The sequence below is a fragment of the Pseudomonas sp. H2_D02 genome (genome assembly GCF_054677635.1).
Window position 1 is genome coordinate 6,137,467 of record NZ_CP162816.1, and the last position, 18,294, is coordinate 6,155,760.

The 18,294-nt window shown below is 56.9% G+C and carries 3 protein-coding genes, 2 tRNA genes, 3 rRNA genes and 2 pseudogenes; all 10 read right to left on the reverse strand.

Annotation, left to right across the window (positions count from 1 at the left end; genetic code table 11):
* Positions 1 to 125: 125 nt before the first annotated feature.
* The 10 genes and pseudogenes from recD to aptA all read right to left on the reverse strand — a co-directional run bounded on the left by recD (position 126) and on the right by aptA (position 18,285).
* Positions 126 to 2,222: an exodeoxyribonuclease V subunit alpha gene (recD, locus tag AB4N42_RS28080; RefSeq protein WP_460115639.1), complete on the reverse strand. Its 2,097-nt coding sequence runs from the start codon at positions 2,220 to 2,222 to the stop codon at positions 126 to 128.
* A pseudogene (recB, locus tag AB4N42_RS28085) lies at positions 2,219 to 5,909 on the reverse strand (exodeoxyribonuclease V subunit beta). Before recB ends, recD begins: the two are co-directional and overlap by 4 nt.
* Positions 5,906 to 9,358, reverse strand: coding sequence for an exodeoxyribonuclease V subunit gamma (recC, locus tag AB4N42_RS28090; protein WP_460115640.1), 3,453 nt, complete (start codon positions 9,356 to 9,358; stop codon positions 5,906 to 5,908). Before recC ends, recB begins: the two are co-directional and overlap by 4 nt.
* A gap of 155 nt (positions 9,359 to 9,513) precedes the next feature.
* Positions 9,514 to 9,629: ribosomal RNA gene (gene rrf, locus AB4N42_RS28095) — 5S ribosomal RNA — on the reverse strand.
* Between the two features lie 156 nt (positions 9,630 to 9,785).
* A 23S ribosomal RNA gene (locus AB4N42_RS28100) occupies positions 9,786 to 12,677 on the reverse strand.
* 242 nt (positions 12,678 to 12,919) lie between these two features.
* Positions 12,920 to 12,995: transfer RNA gene (locus AB4N42_RS28105), tRNA-Ala, on the reverse strand.
* A gap of 10 nt (positions 12,996 to 13,005) precedes the next feature.
* Positions 13,006 to 13,082, reverse strand: a tRNA-Ile gene (locus tag AB4N42_RS28110).
* 123 nt (positions 13,083 to 13,205) lie between these two features.
* Positions 13,206 to 14,742 (reverse strand): 16S ribosomal RNA (locus tag AB4N42_RS28115).
* Together the 16S, 23S and 5S rRNA genes with 2 tRNA genes alongside form the textbook arrangement of a ribosomal RNA operon.
* A gap of 637 nt (positions 14,743 to 15,379) precedes the next feature.
* Positions 15,380 to 16,874 (reverse strand): annotated as a pseudogene (locus AB4N42_RS28120) (CoA-acylating methylmalonate-semialdehyde dehydrogenase).
* 61 nt (positions 16,875 to 16,935) lie between these two features.
* On the reverse strand, positions 16,936 to 18,285 hold the full coding sequence (gene aptA, locus AB4N42_RS28125; RefSeq protein ID WP_030138065.1) for an omega-aminotransferase AptA: 1,350 nt from the start codon (positions 18,283 to 18,285) through the stop codon (positions 16,936 to 16,938).
* Between the last annotated feature and the right edge of the window lie 9 nt (positions 18,286 to 18,294).

An 18,294-nucleotide genomic window follows, 5' to 3' on the forward strand; every position in this document is an offset into this window, starting at 1 on the left:
TGATTAAGATAAGAGCCGAAACGATAACACAGTGTCAAAAAGCCAGCGAGACAGTGCCCTACGGCGATTTCCGACAAAAAACAGGCAGAACCGCGATCGAAGCATTAAAGGTGAAAGTTAGGCAATCAGCCACCTTGTTCCCATTCCAACATCAACCCACTCAGGCGCTTGACCTTGCGGCGGACGGCCTCCTCGAATACCCCGGCTCTCGGCTCTATGAGACTGAACCAGTGCTTGCCCCGGGTAACCGCCGTGTATACCAGTTCCTTGGTCAACACGGGGTTCAACACATCGGGAAGGATGAGCGCCGTATGGGCGAACTCCGAGCCTTGGGACTTGTGCACCGTCATGGCGTACACGGTTTCCACATCATTCAGGCGACTGGGCAGGACAAAACGCACGCCACCTTGGCCATCGTTACGGGGGAAGGCAACTCTCAACACCTGTCTGCCCGCATCAGGCCCGTCACGCTCAGGCAGCTTTAGGGCGATGCCGATATCGCCATTCATCAACCCGAGCCCGTAGTCGTTGCGAGTCATCAGTACCGGACGCCCCTCGTACCAGAGATGATCGCTGTCGATCAAACGAGCCTTGAGCAACGCAGCCGTGATCCGCTGATTCAACCCCTCGGCACCCCACGGGCCTTTGCGCACGGCACAAAGCAACTGGAACTCGTCGAATGCCGCCAGGACATCCCTGGCCCACTCCGTCCAGCAACTGTCTTCCAACGGACGAGAAATGTCCGGGCGCCGTTGCCGCAGCAGATTCAGGTAATGCCGATACCCTTGCGGGCCATCTACTCGGCCGTCGAGCAGAAAACGCTCCAGCACTCCGTCATGCTCGCCTTTGAGCCCAAGGAAAAACAGGTCCACATATTGACCGCCCTGCAGCACCTGACGGGCTTTCTCCGGCTGTTGCCGATTCACGCTGCGGGCCAATTGCCCAATGCCGCTGCCTTCGCCAAAGCGCCGGGAATGCCTGAGCATGACCACTTGCTGGGCCAGGGGATGAGCGCCATCGAGGTCCTGCTTCAGGTCGCTGGCCGCCAGGTTCTCGCCGCTGACGGACTCGAGCCAGGCCAGGGTCTGCGGGCTATACCAGCCTTCCTCGGCATCCCGACATAGATCCCCCAGAACCGCACCCGCCTCGACCGACGCCAACTGGTCCTTGTCACCCAGCAGCACCAGGCGCGCATGAGGCGGCAGTGCATCCAGCAAATTCGCCATCATTTCCAGGTCGATCATTGACGCTTCATCAACCACCAGCACATCCAGTGGCAAGCGATTGCCCCGATGATGGCGAAAATGCCGAGTACCAGGGCGGCTGCCCAGCAGTCGATGGACGGTGGTGACGTCGCAGGGAATGCGCTCGCGCACGCCATCGGACACATCCAGCGTCCGGACCTGCTGGCTGATGGACTCGGTCAAGCGCGCCGCTGCCTTGCCAGTGGGCGCGGCCAGGCGAATACGCAGCGGTTTCCCAGCCTCGACAGCCGGCGCCTGCAACAAGGCAAGCAGACGCACGACCGTGGTGGTCTTCCCTGTGCCCGGGCCGCCCGTCACGATGCTGAAAGCGCTCCGGGTCGCCAGCGCGCAGGCCAGCTTCTGCCAATCGATCGGACCTGTGAGACTGGCCGCTCCGAACAATCCCGCAAGGCGCTCGCGCAGGTCATCGGGCGCTGCGCCATGATCGGCCAGCCGTTGACGCAATGCTTCATCGATCCGCCGTTCATAGGCCCAGTAACGGCGCAGATAGAGGCGTTTGCCCGACAGCACCAACGGCCGCTGCTGCGCCTCTTCAGTCATGTCGACCGCCAAGGCGACCAGGCGACTGGATGCCAGGACCTTGCACCAATGGGCGGGGTCCAGAGCTTGCAGTATCTGGGACGGCAACAGCGTTGCGCCTGTCTGAACGTCGCCCTCGGGAGGGAGCGACAGTGCGAAGTCCGGCTCGCTGAGTGTCTCGAACAGATCCAGGCAGACGTGTCCATGACCCAGTTGGTGACTGGTCAGTGCCGCGGCGAGCAGTACCAGCGGATCGTCGTTGGGCTCCAGCTCATGGAGGAACGCGACAAACGCCTTGTCCAGGGCTCGAAGCCAGCCGCGCTCCACCCAGCGCGTGAGCAGCAGCAACAGATCACTCGCCTCACTCAGCGGCGCAAGGTTGGCCAGGCTCTCGTCTTCGGACGGTCTGGGGAGCAGGTCGGCAAAGGAACGACTCATAACAGTTCTCCCTGTACCCACGCCGGTTCGGCCTTGGGTTCGGGCGCCCCTCGGAACAGGCGATCGAGTTGTTCGATCAAGGCTCGCGGGGGCTTGGTGAAATACACGCCCTGGCTGGCTGCGCGCGTGCCACGCAAGAATATATACAACGCTCCGCCGACATGCCGGTCGTAGTCATAATCGGGCAAGCGTGCCTTGAGCTGGCGATGCAGCGCCAACAGGTACAGGACGTATTGCAAGTCGTAGCGATTATCCAGGATCGATTGCTCCATCGCCTGCACGGTGTAGGCCGTGTCATCAGCCCCCAGCCAGTTGGACTTGTAATCAGCCACGTAGTACCGACCGTCATGTTCGAAGGTCAAGTCGATGAAACCCTTGAACATGCCGTTGAGCAACACCGGCTCCGCGGCGATGCGAGCCACGCCGCCGTGGGTGAGTCGGCAGACGAGTTCGTCAAGCTTGAGCACATCGACTTTGTGACTGGCGAACCAGAACTCCATTTCGACCTGGAACCGAGTCAGTTGCGTCAACAACACCGGAGCCTGGCCGCCACCGATATGCAAAGGTGTTGTAATCAGGTGCTGCAACCAGTCGCCTAGCGTGGTGATCCAGCCTTTCCAGCCTCGGCGGTTGCAACGTCGGGCAATGGCATCCTCGATTATCGCTGGCGTGGTGGTAAATCCTTCCCTGGCCGACCACTCCAGGAGGCCATGCAGGAACGTGCCCGGGTTTGGGCCGCGTGGAAAGCGATGGATGTCGCCGCCGACAGCAACCACTTCCCTGGGGGCATCCGGGTCAAGACGCTCATCATCGAACTGTTTCTGCGCCTGTGGGTTTTCCGGTGCGGTGTCTCCCCCCGCGCTAAGCGTTTCGCCCAGGCGCAATGCGCTGTAGGAAGCGATCCACCAGTTCTCGCTGGCTTTGCGTACCGGCAACAAAGGTGCGCGCAACACCGCTTCGTTTTGGGCTGGCAGGTAGTGTTCGTCGTTGGCCTGGGGCATATCCTGGCAGTTCACCGATGTGCTGCCTTGTTGCAGATCCTCCAGCCACTGCCGCAGCGCCACCGACTCGGTCAACGGTGCGCCACCGCCCAACAGATAACCCAGCGCAGACAGGTGCAGGATCGAGCGGCTGTTGCTGCCACGCTTGAGATCGGCGACACCCAGCCAGCAGGCGTGTTGGGCGCGAGTCAGCGCCACATACAGGAGGCGCAGGTCTTCGGCCATGCGTTCGTCATCGGCCTTGACGATCAATTCGGAGGTCGGCGTGAGACTGATTTGCGCCTGGCCGGCTTCATCATGGTAATGCAAAGGCAATCGGGTGCCGTCCACCGGTTTCGTCGAGCAAATGAACGGCAGGAAGACCAACGGATATTCGAGCCCCTTGGATTTGTGGATCGTCACCACTTTGACCAACTGCTCATCGCTTTCCAGGCGAAGGATCTGTTCTTCGCCGGCCTGCCCGGTCAACGCCAGATGCTCGGACAGGTATCGAATCAGCGCCTGCTCGCCATCCAGCTCGACGGCAGCCTGCTGCAACAGTTCGCACAGATGGAGCAAATTGGTCAGCACCCGCTCCCCGTCGCCACGCGTCATCAAGGCCTGGGGCAATTTGAAATCGTGCAGCAGGCGTCGCAACATCGGCAGCACACCCTGGGTACGCCAGACCAGCCGATAACCACGAAACTGCATGACGCGACTTTCCCATGCCAGCTCATCCTGATTAAGTCGCTCCAGCTCCGTAATCGGCAAGTCCAATGTGATGCTGGCCAGCGCCGCTCGCAATGGACGTTCGGCATCCGGCTCGGCGCACGCCTTCAGCCAGGTCAGCAAGTCCCGCGCTTCTTGCGCGGCAAACACCGAATCCTTGTCGGACAGGTAGACGCTTCGTACGCCTCGTGCAGACAATTCGCCGCGCACGGCCTGCGCTTCCTTGCCATCTCGAACCAGAATGGCGATGTCCGGCTGACAGCAGCCCACGCAAGGTATCCCCGTCACTGACAAACCCATCACGCCCCGACTGGCCGCCGTTGAGCAGCGCAGTGATCTCGCTGGCGCAGGCAGCGGCCATGTGTTGCCGATACGTCGCGCCAGAGAGCGGTTGGTCCGAGGCCAGGTGCCAGATATTCAAAGCGGGGACGGTTTGCCCTGCGATCAGCAGGGACTCCTTTCGTCCTTGGGATCCCACTGCCAGGAACGGCACCGGATTCTCACCCGATGGCTCACGGAACAGGAAAGCCCCGCGCCCTTTTGGACGGGTTTCCGCGTTCTGGAAAATATGGTTCACGGCGCCGACCATGGCATGGCTGGAACGAAAGTTCGTTCCCAGCGTATGCAGCCTGCCGGCAGTGGCTTCCCGGGCGCGCAGGTAGGTATAGATGTCAGCCCCCCGGAAAGCATAAATGGCCTGTTTCGGGTCGCCGATCAGGAACAGCCCTGTTTCGGGGTCGTTATCCTTGATGCGATAGATACTTTCGAATATCCGGTACTGGACCGGGTCGGTGTCCTGGAACTCGTCGATCAGAGCGACCGGAAACTGCTCACGAATCACGCTCGCCAGACGTTCCCCGCCTTCAGCCTGCAGAGCCGCGTCCAGACGCAACAGCATATCGTCGAAGCCCATTTCCGCTCGGCGACGCTTTTCCGCCTCGAAGCGCTCCCCTACCCATTGCGCGGCATGCTGCAACACGGCGGCATCGGGTGTCGGCAATGCGTCCAGGCTCGCCTTGAGCCCTGACATCGCGTCCAGGCCGGGGTGATTTGGCACCTCTCCCTTCCAGGCTTCGGCCATTCCCTCGGGTGTCAACCGCGTGAATCCCGTGCCGATGTCCAAAAGTTCAACGCTTTCATCCTCTACCCAGGCCGTGATCTTCTGGAACCACGGCTCAAAATAACGGGCTTGCATCTTGCGCCCATCGACGCTTTTACTCGCCACGCCTTGCTGGCATATCTCCAGCAATTCCACCGCCCATTGACGCCACGGCGCCTTGAGATCAAGCAAGGCAGCGCTGCGCTCCTGCAGGGCTGCGGCGATAAGCTCGGCGGGCTCAAGCCCATCATCATTGCCGCGTCCGTTGGAAAACAGGCCTTTCACTCGTGGCAACAACGCCGCAGGTCCACCCCAGTGGGTGCGCACCCAATCCAACGCCTCGCCTTGCATCGAGTAGCAGAACAGCCGCCAGTAGTCGCGTAGCACTTCGCCGAGCAATTCGCTGTGATCGGTTTCCAGGGTCTGGGTAAACAAGCTGCCACTGTCAAAAGCATGCTCGCGCAGCATGCGCTGGCACCAACCATGGATAGTCGAAACGGCTGCCTCATCCATCCATTGCGCGGCAATGTCGAGCCGGTTGGCACAGGCAGGCCATTGCCCTTCGTCAAACTCATCACGCAACGCTGTTACCAACGAGTCCGGTGCAGGAATTTCGTCGCGAAAAAAACGCGCCGCCTCTGCCAGGCGCGTACGGATACGATCACGCAACTCCTTGGTGGCGGCGTCAGTAAAGGTCACCACCAGGATCTGCGGGGGAAGCAGTTCGCGACCGAATCCAGCCGCCGATCCGCCGTGCCCCAATACCAGGCGCAAGTACAAAGCAGATATGGTGAAAGTCTTGCCCGTACCGGCGCTGGCCTCGATCAACTGACTGCCACGCAATGGGAAGGCCAGGGCCAACGGAGTTTGCCGACTCATGAATGCACATCCTCATCGGCCAGTGAACGCCAGGGGGATTCGAATAACGGTCGATAAAGCGCATCGCACCAGTCGGGAAATGTTTCGTCTGCAACGAGCGCGTCAAAGTCAGCGAACTGTCGAGCCAGGGCCGGGCTTTCCCGCCGCTCGCCTTCGAAATTCAGACCGTCGCCTTCATAGGCTTTTCGAGCCGCCGCTTCGGCCTTTCCGGGGTCGCTCTGACCGAGCCAGGCAAAGGCAGTCTTCACCGCGATCGGCAGCGGCTCGCGCATGCCTGTCTGCCAGGCTTGCAACAGATCACCGAGCAGTCTTCGCGAAACGGCTTCCTCAAAAGGCGCCAACAGCAAGCTGTCATCACTGGCAACCAATGCAGTCGTCATCGAAAGACCGCTGGCGCAGGCGACTAGATGGTTCACCCAAGGCCGTATCAGGCGATGCCATTTTCGAGTCTTGGTGGAACCGATGCTGTTGGGGATGGCGGTGATCGCCAAGACCGCACCATCAGATCGCTGGTGCAGACCACTGAGCCAACCTTCGACACTGACTTCTGCCAATTGCAGGCTGATGGGTACGGCGCTCGCCAATGGAGTCGGCCACAGCGCCAGAAGTTGTTGGTAACGTTGAAGCAGGTCTGGCAATGGCTCGATCAACTCACGCTGCAGGCTTTCACCAAAACCAGCCATGGGTAACAGCCCGCTGTTCTGGAGCCGTTTGGCATGCGCCTGCAATGCAAGGTCCGGTTGATCGAGACGAATGAGAGCGGCTTCGAGCAGGCTGTCGCTCAAGCTGTAACGCTGCAACGCATCGAGCACGAAAGGCTCATCATCGGCCAGGGGAGCTTCGATGGTCTCGAAAAACACTTTGAGTCGCTGGCTGAAAAAATGACGGACAGGATTGCGCAGGAAATCCTGCAACTGACCAAGTCCCAAGGGTTCTTCCTGAACGTAGGGAGCCAATCGCTGAGGCATCTGAGTGTGATCCTGGGCGTCATGAAGCACTCGCCATTCGGTGGCATAACTGAATAGCTGATCGCCCTGGTAAAAATAGCGGGCACTGAACGGTTGAAGAGGATGCTCCTGGGTGAGCGCGCCAAGAAGGCTTCCCTTGCCATCTGCCAACCGCCAGCCACTGGCAAGATGATCGCGTAGCTGGCCAACGAGAACGGAGGGCGGTCGCTCGCTATTGTCACGAATGCTGCGTCCCACCCAACTGATGTAGAGTTTTTCCCGTGCGGAAAGAAGCGCCTCCAGCATCAAGTACCGATCATCCTCGCGCCGGGAGCGATCGCCAGGCCGATAATCGCTGCCCATCAGGTCGAAGTCCAAGGGCGGTTGGGCGCGAGGGTAATCACCGTCATTCATTCCCAGCAAACAGACCAGTTTGAAAGGAATTGCTCGCATCGGCATCAAGGTACAAAAGTTGACCGCCCCAGCCAGGAAGCGCTGGGACAATCGCCCTTGGTCCAACCCGGCCAGCCAGGCCTCCCTTACGACCGTCAATGGCAGTTCATCGTGCAGGGCAACTGACTCGCAGGTTTCCAGCCAGGATTCACGCAGGTCTTCGAGCTGGGTCAGTAGATAATCGTCGTGTTCATTGCTCGCCAAGAAGAACAGCTGCATCAGGTCATGCAGGCGCGCGCCCCAATCCTGAGGCGATGCTGGCTGGCTGAGCTCCAGATGAGCGACTTCCAATGCATCCAGCAACGCCACCAAAGGACCGATCAACGCCGCATCGAGACCACCGATTTCGTCGTACGGCTCGATGCCTTCGTAAGCCTGCGAATTGCCGACCGCATACCCTAATAACATGCGACGCAGGCCGAAACGCCAGCTGTTCTGTTCAAGCTCTGCGGGCAAACCCAGTCCGGCACGATGTTCGGCACTCATTCCCCAACGGATGCCGGCCCCCTCGATCCAACGGTGCAGCGTTGGCAAATCGGACTCGCCAATGCCAAACCGCTCGCGCAACGCCGGGACGTCCAGCAAATCGAGGATTTCGCTGACCGGAAAACGACTATCAGGAAGTTTGAGCAGATGTTCGACTGCGATCAGAAGAGGGTCACGTCCACGCTGGCCTTGATCGGTCAGGGTGAATGGAATGAAACGATTGTCGAATTTATCAAGTTGACCGAACACCGCACGAATATGCGGCGCATAACTGTCGATATCCGGGACCATGACAATAATGTCGCGGGGACGCAAGGTCGGATCCTTGCTGAACTGAGCGAGGAGCTGATCATGGAGGATTTCGACTTCGCGTTGCGCGCTGTGGGCGATATGGAAGCGGATGGACTCATCTTGCTGGGTATCGACCTCTGGCCATTGCTCTCGAGTTTCGTCCAAGGGACGCAATTCAAGAATGTCATTCTGCAACTGGCTGAGGAGGGTGGCAGGTTGGCCGTCGCTGAACAGATCGATTCGCCCTTCGCGGAACACCGAGCGATAGGTCGTGGGGTCATCGTAACTGTCGAGCAGATTGATATAGTCGCGCCCCTGTTTTCCCCAGGCCGCCAATAAAGGATGAGCATGCTGGTGCAACGTCTGCGAGTCGAGGACTTCAGGCATGCCGCGCTTACGTGCTTGCCGTTTGTATTGGTGGCGAAGCAAGTCCTTGTCGGCCACGATATCTGCCCAATGATGTCGGCATGGATTGTGGACACACAGCAAAACCTGGCTAAACCGTGAGAGCCCGGCAAGCGCCTCGAGGACTTGAGCGGGCAATGACGATATGCCAAAGACAATTACTCGCGCAGGCAGGCCTTGTGGAGCGGCTTCCAGGCTGTTGATGCACTCCAGATAGCGCTGATGAACACCAGCACGACTTTGGGCCATGCCCTTCTCACCTACATCCAGCAACAGGGCTCGCCACAGTTCCGCTTGCCAGCAATTGGCCGCCGCGAGCGGCTTGGTGTCACCGCGGACATTCCTCGTCTGGTGTCGTCCCTGTGCCCAGTCCTCGAGCCAGTCGGCACGGTAGACCTGATACTGGTCAAACAGGTCAGCCAGACGCTCAGACAGTTGGTAGCGCTTGCGCAAGTCAGCGTCATGAGTGAGAAAACGTCGCAGGGGTTCGAAATGTGGCTGTTCAATCAGCTGCGGCAGGAGACGCATCAGCCTCCATGTGAGCGGAGCCTTGTCCAAGAGGGATTTGGCAGGGATTTCGTCACGCCCGAGCACCATTCGATAGAGCTGCCACATGAAGCTACCTGGCAACTGCACGTCGATGGCTGCCGCAATGCCGCAACCGCCGGTATCGTCGTCTTCCGGGTCCTCAGCCAGCGCGAGTTTAAGCCATTGGGCAATACCGTTGCTCTGTACCAGCGCGATTTCATTTTCAAGAGGGGCCAGCGGATAACGCCGCATCAGGCTGATCACCAGGCTGCGCAATTCATCAAGGCGATTCCCGTGAACCACCATGAACGCTGGGCTAAGGGACGTTGCGTCCGGCATGAAAGGCATCCTTGAAAATGCAAAAGCTAGGGCAGAACCTTAGCATTGTCGGGGGGCTGTGACAGCCGGGAGCTGTCTGCGCTTGTCGTAAGAACTTTCTTGCAGGCAAAACAAAACCCCTACCTGCGTCAGCAGATAGGGGTTTCGGAATTTAATCTTGACGATGACCTACTCTCACATGGGGAAACCCCACACTACCATCGGCGATGCATCGTTTCACTTCTGAGTTCGGGATGGGATCAGGTGGTTCCAATGCTCTATGGTCGTCAAGAAATTCGGGTACTGAGTCGTGGCCTCGCGGCCTCGCTTCAGCAAATTGGGTATGTGACAGCTTTCGGTGTTTGGTGAGTTTCGAACTTTCGGTTCATCTCGTCTTCACACACCGCAATCTGGCCTCTTTCGAGTCTACAGATTGCTTGGGTGTTATATGGTCAAGCCTCACGGGCAATTAGTACAGGTTAGCTCAACGCCTCACAGCGCTTACACACCCTGCCTATCAACGTCGTAGTCTTCGACGGCCCTTCAGGGGACTCAAGGTCCCAGTGAGATCTCATCTTGAGGCAAGTTTCCCGCTTAGATGCTTTCAGCGGTTATCTTTTCCGAACATAGCTACCCGGCAATGCCACTGGCGTGACAACCGGAACACCAGAGGTTCGTCCACTCCGGTCCTCTCGTACTAGGAGCAGCCCCTCTCAAATCTCAAACGTCCACGGCAGATAGGGACCGAACTGTCTCACGACGTTCTAAACCCAGCTCGCGTACCACTTTAAATGGCGAACAGCCATACCCTTGGGACCGGCTTCAGCCCCAGGATGTGATGAGCCGACATCGAGGTGCCAAACACCGCCGTCGATATGAACTCTTGGGCGGTATCAGCCTGTTATCCCCGGAGTACCTTTTATCCGTTGAGCGATGGCCCTTCCATACAGAACCACCGGATCACTAAGACCTACTTTCGTACCTGCTCGACGTGTCTGTCTCGCAGTCAAGCGCGCTTTTGCCTTTATACTCTACGACCGATTTCCGACCGGTCTGAGCGCACCTTCGTACTCCTCCGTTACTCTTTAGGAGGAGACCGCCCCAGTCAAACTACCCACCATACACTGTCCTCGATCCGGATAACGGACCTGAGTTAGAACCTCAAAGTTGCCAGGGTGGTATTTCAAGGATGGCTCCACGCAGACTGGCGTCCACGCTTCAAAGCCTCCCACCTATCCTACACAAGCAAATTCAAAGTCCAGTGCAAAGCTATAGTAAAGGTTCACGGGGTCTTTCCGTCTAGCCGCGGATACACTGCATCTTCACAGCGATTTCAATTTCACTGAGTCTCGGGTGGAGACAGCGCCGCCATCGTTACGCCATTCGTGCAGGTCGGAACTTACCCGACAAGGAATTTCGCTACCTTAGGACCGTTATAGTTACGGCCGCCGTTTACCGGGGCTTCGATCAAGAGCTTCGCGTTAGCTAACCCCATCAATTAACCTTCCGGCACCGGGCAGGCGTCACACCCTATACGTCCACTTTCGTGTTTGCAGAGTGCTGTGTTTTTAATAAACAGTCGCAGCGGCCTGGTATCTTCGACCGGCGTGGGCTTACGCAGCAAGTGCTTCACCCTCACCGGCGCACCTTCTCCCGAAGTTACGGTGCCATTTTGCCTAGTTCCTTCACCCGAGTTCTCTCAAGCGCCTTGGTATTCTCTACCCAACCACCTGTGTCGGTTTGGGGTACGGTTCCTGGTTACCTGAAGCTTAGAAGCTTTTCTTGGAAGCATGGCATCAACCACTTCGTCACCCAAAGGGTAACTCGTCATCAGCTCTCGGCCTTGAAACCCCGGATTTACCTAAGATTTCAGCCTACCACCTTAAACTTGGACAACCAACGCCAAGCTGGCCTAGCCTTCTCCGTCCCTCCATCGCAATAACCAGAAGTACAGGAATATTAACCTGTTTTCCATCGACTACGCTTTTCAGCCTCGCCTTAGGGACCGACTAACCCTGCGTCGATTAACGTTGCGCAGGAAACCTTGGTCTTTCGGCGTGGGTGTTTTTCACACCCATTGTCGTTACTCATGTCAGCATTCGCACTTCTGATACCTCCAGCAAGCTTCTCAACTCACCTTCACAGGCTTACAGAACGCTCCTCTACCGCATCACTTACGTGATACCCGTAGCTTCGGTGTATGGTTTGAGCCCCGTTACATCTTCCGCGCAGGCCGACTCGACTAGTGAGCTATTACGCTTTCTTTAAAGGGTGGCTGCTTCTAAGCCAACCTCCTAGCTGTCTAAGCCTTCCCACATCGTTTCCCACTTAACCATAACTTTGGGACCTTAGCTGACGGTCTGGGTTGTTTCCCTTTTCACGACGGACGTTAGCACCCGCCGTGTGTCTCCCATGCTCGGCACTTGTAGGTATTCGGAGTTTGCATCGGTTTGGTAAGTCGGGATGACCCCCTAGCCGAAACAGTGCTCTACCCCCTACAGTGATACATGAGGCGCTACCTAAATAGCTTTCGAGGAGAACCAGCTATCTCCGAGCTTGATTAGCCTTTCACTCCGATCCACAGGTCATCCGCTAACTTTTCAACGGTAGTCGGTTCGGTCCTCCAGTCAGTGTTACCTAACCTTCAACCTGCCCATGGATAGATCGCCCGGTTTCGGGTCTATTCCCAGCGACTAGACGCCCTATTAAGACTCGCTTTCGCTACGCCTCCCCTATTCGGTTAAGCTCGCCACTGAAAATAAGTCGCTGACCCATTATACAAAAGGTACGCAGTCACCCAACAAAGTGGGCTCCCACTGCTTGTACGCATACGGTTTCAGGATCTATTTCACTCCCCTCTCCGGGGTTCTTTTCGCCTTTCCCTCACGGTACTAGTTCACTATCGGTCAGTCAGTAGTATTTAGCCTTGGAGGATGGTCCCCCCATATTCAGACAAAGTTTCTCGTGCTCCGTCCTACTCGATTTCACTTCTAAGATCCTTTCGCGTACAGGGCTATCACCCACTATGGCCGCACTTTCCAGAGCGTTCCGCTAAAATCAAAGAAGCTTAAGGGCTAGTCCCCGTTCGCTCGCCACTACTAAGGGAATCTCGGTTGATTTCTTTTCCTCAGGGTACTTAGATGTTTCAGTTCCCCTGGTTCGCTTCTTGCACCTATGTATTCAGTACAAGATAACCATCTTATGATGGCTGGGTTCCCCCATTCAGACATCTCCGGATCAAAGTCTGTTTGCCGACTCCCCGAAGCTTTTCGCAGGCTACCACGTCTTTCATCGCCTCTGACTGCCAAGGCATCCACCGTATGCGCTTCTTCACTTGACCATATAACCCCAAGCAATCTGGTTATACTGTGAAGACGACATTCGCCGAAAATTCGAATTTCTCAACTAAGAGAACTCACAAATTTTACCTTAGCCTGATCCGTTACCAGTGAAAGTAACGTTCAGTCTATCTTTCTATCACATACCCAAATTTTTAAAGAACGATCTAATCAAAAGACTAGAAATCAACATTCACCATCACCTTGATGGAATGCTCATTTCTAAGCTTTCAGAAGCAGTTTATGGTGGAGCCAAGCGGGATCGAACCGCTGACCTCCTGCGTGCAAGGCAGGCGCTCTCCCAGCTGAGCTATGGCCCCATTACAAAATTGGTGGGTCTGGGCAGATTCGAACTGCCGACCTCACCCTTATCAGGGGTGCGCTCTAACCAACTGAGCTACAGACCCAATTTCGAGCTTGTAACTGTTAGCTGTGAGCTATCAGCTTGGAGCTTAAAGCTGCTTCTATCGTCTTCTTCAATGAATCAAGCAATTCGTGTGGGAGCTCATGAAGCAGCTGCGGTCGTCGATTAAGGAGGTGATCCAGCCGCAGGTTCCCCTACGGCTACCTTGTTACGACTTCACCCCAGTCATGAATCACACCGTGGTAACCGTCCCCCCGAAGGTTAGACTAGCTACTTCTGGTGCAACCCACTCCCATGGTGTGACGGGCGGTGTGTACAAGGCCCGGGAACGTATTCACCGCGACATTCTGATTCGCGATTACTAGCGATTCCGACTTCACGCAGTCGAGTTGCAGACTGCGATCCGGACTACGATCGGTTTTGTGGGATTAGCTCCACCTCGCGGCTTGGCAACCCTCTGTACCGACCATTGTAGCACGTGTGTAGCCCAGGCCGTAAGGGCCATGATGACTTGACGTCATCCCCACCTTCCTCCGGTTTGTCACCGGCAGTCTCCTTAGAGTGCCCACCATAACGTGCTGGTAACTAAGGACAAGGGTTGCGCTCGTTACGGGACTTAACCCAACATCTCACGACACGAGCTGACGACAGCCATGCAGCACCTGTCTCAATGTTCCCGAAGGCACCAATCCATCTCTGGAAAGTTCATTGGATGTCAAGGCCTGGTAAGGTTCTTCGCGTTGCTTCGAATTAAACCACATGCTCCACCGCTTGTGCGGGCCCCCGTCAATTCATTTGAGTTTTAACCTTGCGGCCGTACTCCCCAGGCGGTCAACTTAATGCGTTAGCTGCGCCACTAAGAGCTCAAGGCTCCCAACGGCTAGTTGACATCGTTTACGGCGTGGACTACCAGGGTATCTAATCCTGTTTGCTCCCCACGCTTTCGCACCTCAGTGTCAGTATCAGTCCAGGTGGTCGCCTTCGCCACTGGTGTTCCTTCCTATATCTACGCATTTCACCGCTACACAGGAAATTCCACCACCCTCTACCATACTCTAGCTCGACAGTTTTGAATGCAGTTCCCAGGTTGAGCCCGGGGATTTCACATCCAACTTAACGAACCACCTACGCGCGCTTTACGCCCAGTAATTCCGATTAACGCTTGCACCCTCTGTATTACCGCGGCTGCTGGCACAGAGTTAGCCGGTGCTTATTCTGTCGGTAACGTCAAAACACTAACGTATTAGGTTAATGCCCTTCCTCCCAACTTAAAGTGCTTTACAATCCGAAGACCTTCTTCACACACGCGGCATGGCTGGATCAGGCTTTCGCCCATTGTCCAATATTCCCCACTGCTGCCTCCCGTAGGAGTCTGGACCGTGTCTCAGTTCCAGTGTGACTGATCATCCTCTCAGACCAGTTACGGATCGTCGCCTTGGTGAGCCATTACCTCACCAACTAGCTAATCCGACCTAGGCTCATCTGATAGCGCAAGGCCCGAAGGTCCCCTGCTTTCTCCCGTAGGACGTATGCGGTATTAGCGTCCGTTTCCGAGCGTTATCCCCCACTACCAGGCAGATTCCTAGGCATTACTCACCCGTCCGCCGCTCTCAAGAGGTGCAAGCACCTCTCTACCGCTCGACTTGCATGTGTTAGGCCTGCCGCCAGCGTTCAATCTGAGCCATGATCAAACTCTTCAGTTCAAACATCTTTGGGTTTTGAGAAAACCCTAAACTTGGCTCAGCAATCGTTGGTTACATCTTTGATTTCTCGCGGAGTAACTTGTGATGCTGATAATCTGTTGACTAGCAGTCTGACTCCACAAGCACCCACACGAATTGCTTGATTCAGTTGTTAAAGAGCGGTGGGTTGAGCCTTTCGTCTCAACCGAGGCGCGCATTCTACAGCGCCCCGTGCATCTGTCAAGCGGTTATTTTAAGAAGTTTTCAAAGTTTCGCTTGGAAATCCTTAACAACTTCAACCACTTGCGCTTTCGATCTCTCGTTAGCGGGAGGCGAATTCTACAGCGTTGTTCGCTGCTGTCAACACCTCTTTTTCACCGCTTTCGACCGAGAGGATCGAATCGCCAATAGAGCCAAACAACACCGCCCTATCAACTCCTTCAACGCTTCGATGAACTTAAGCGCCTGACCTATCGAAACCTACTTAACTCATTGAAACTCAAGAAGTTTTCCGTTTCGACTGCGCCGGAAGTGGGGCGAATTATAGACACCTGGAATCTGCCGTCAACCGTTATTTTCATAATTCTGTCATATCAGTCAAAAAAGCCCTTAAAGGCAGAAGCCGACACCCAAAGGTGCCGGCTTCTTCACTTATCAATTACAGGCTGGGAAATGCGAATTGTGAAGCCTCGTGGCTGGCACGCTGCGGCCAGCGCTGGGTAATCGCCTTGCGACGGGTATAGAAGCGCACGCCGTCCGGGCCGTAGGCATGCAGGTCGCCAAACAGCGAACGCTTCCAACCACCAAAGCTGTGATAAGCAACAGGCACCGGCAACGGTACGTTGACGCCTACCATGCCGACTTCAATCTCATCACAGAACAGCCGCGCAGCTTCGCCGTCACGGGTGAAGATACAGGTGCCGTTGCCATACTCGTGATCGTTGATCAGTTGCATCGCCTCTTCGAGGCTATTGACCCTGACGAGACACAGCACCGGTCCGAAGATCTCTTCCTTATAGATACGCATCTCGGGCGTCACGCGATCGAAGAGGCAACCGCCGAGGAAGAAGCCCTCTTCATGCCCTGCCACACTCAAGCCGCGACCGTCGACAACCAGCGAGGCCCCCGCCGATACGCCTTCTTCTATATAGCCACTGACCTTGTCGCGATGCTGACCAGTAACAAGCGGCCCCATGTCCAGCCCACACGAAGTCCCCGCGCCGATCTTCAGCGCCTTGATCTGCGGCACCAGCTTGGCCACCAGCGCATCCGCCACCTGATCGCCGACACACACCGCCACCGAAATCGCCATGCAACGCTCGCCGCACGAACCGTACGCGGCACCCATCAACGCGCTGACGGCATTGTCCAGGTCAGCATCAGGCATCAGCACCGCATGGTTCTTCGCCCCGCCCAATGCCTGCACACGCTTGCCGCGGCGAGTACCCTCGGCATAGATGTATTCGGCAATCGGCGTCGATCCGACAAAACTCAGCGCCTTCACTTCCGGTGCCTCGATCAATGCATCCACCGCGGCCTTGTCACCGTGGACCACGCTCAGAACTCCCTTGGGCAAACCGGCCTCCAGCAACAGCTGGGCGATCAGCAGTGTCGAACTCGGATCGCGCTCGGAAGGCTTGAGGATGAAGCAGTTGCCACAGACGATAGCCAGTGGGTACATCCACAACGGCACCATCGCCGGGAAGTTGAACGGCGTGATACCCGCCACAACCCCCAAAGGCTGGAAGTCTGACCAAGCGTCAATATTGGGTCCTACGTTGCGACTGTATTCGCCCTTCAGGATTTCCGGCGCGGCACAGGCAAACTCGACGTTTTCAATACCGCGCTTGAGCTCACCGGCGGCATCTTCCAGAGTCTTGCCATGTTCTTCGCTGATCAACTGCGCGATGCGCGACTCGTTCTGCTCCAGCAACTGCTTGAAACGAAACATGACCTGGGCGCGCTTCGCCGCTCGGCGTATTGCGCCAGGCCGGGAAAGCCGCCTTGGCAGCGTCGATGGCGTGTTGAATGGTTGCGCGATCCGCCAGCGGTACTTTATGGATCGCCTGCCCGGTGGATGGGTTGAACACGTCGGCGGTGCGCGCGTTGTCGCTCAACAACTCGCCATTGATCAAATGCGGAATGAGACTCATGGGGACTCCAGACGAATCGGACAGCGGACGCCCCGGAGGAGCGTCCTTATATAAAGAGGAATCAGTCGACTTTGTTCAGCACTTCGCCAACCGCATCGAACAGTCGATCAAGGTCCTGCGGCTTGCTGTTGAACGTTGGCCCGAACTGCAGCGTGTCACCACCGAATCGCACATAGAAGCCAGCCTTCCACAGTGCCATGCCCGCCTCGAATGGGCGAACGATCGCGTCGCCATCGCGCGGTGCGATCTGGATCGCCCCCGCAAGGCCAAAGTTGCGAATGTCGATGACGTTTTTCGAGCCCTTCAAACCATGCAAGGCTTTTTCAAAATGCGGCGCGACCTCGGCCACGCTCTGTACCAGGTTTTCCTTCTGCAACAGGTCCAGGGCCGCCAAGCCTGCTGCGCACGCCACCGGATGCGCCGAATACGTATAGCCATGGGGAAATTCCACGGCATATTCGGGCGTCGGCTGGCTCATGAAGGTCTGATAGATTTCGGAACTGGCGATCACAGCCCCCATGGGAATCGCGCCATTAGTGACTTGCTTGGCGATGCACATCAGGTCCGGCGTTACACCAAAACTGTCGGCGCCAAACATCGAGCCGGTACGACCAAAACCCGTAATCACTTCGTCAAACACCAGCAGGATGTTGTGCTGATCGCAGATTTCCCGCAGGCGCTTGAGGTATCCCTCTGGCGGCACCAGGACACCGGCGGACCCTGCCATAGGTTCGACAAACACCGCGGCGATATTCGAAGCGTCGTGCAACTCGATCAGCTTCAACAGTTCATCGGCCAAGGCGATCCCCCCCTCCTTCGGCATGCCACGGGAGAACGCATTGCCGGCAAGCAGGGTGTGGGGCAAATGATCGACGTCCATCATGGCCTGGCCGAACAATTTGCGGTTACCGCTGACGCCGCCCAGGCTGGTGCCGGCGATGTTCACGCCGTGATAACCGCGGGCCCGTCCGATCATCTTGGTCTTGGTGGCCTGCCCCTTGAGGCGCCAGTAAGCGCGAACCATTTTCACAGCGGTATCGGCGCATTCGGACCCGGAGTCGGTGAAGAACACATGGTTGAGATTGCCCGGGGTCAGGCTGGTGATTTTTTCCGCCAACTGGAACGACAGTGGATGCCCATATTGGAATCCCGGCGAATAATCGAGGGTGCCCAGTTGCTTGGCGACCGCCTCCTGGATCTCTTTGCGGGTGTGCCCGGCGCCGCATGTCCACAATCCCGACAGCGAATCGTAGACCTTGCGCCCCTTGTCATCCGTCAGCCAACTGCCTTCGGCCGCGACGATCAGCCGGGGGTCGCGTTGGAAATTGCGATTGGCTGTGTAAGGCATCCAGTGGGCATCCAGCTTGAGCTGGCTGGCCAGGGAACCGACAGCGTGTTCGGGCATGTTCATCGACAAAAC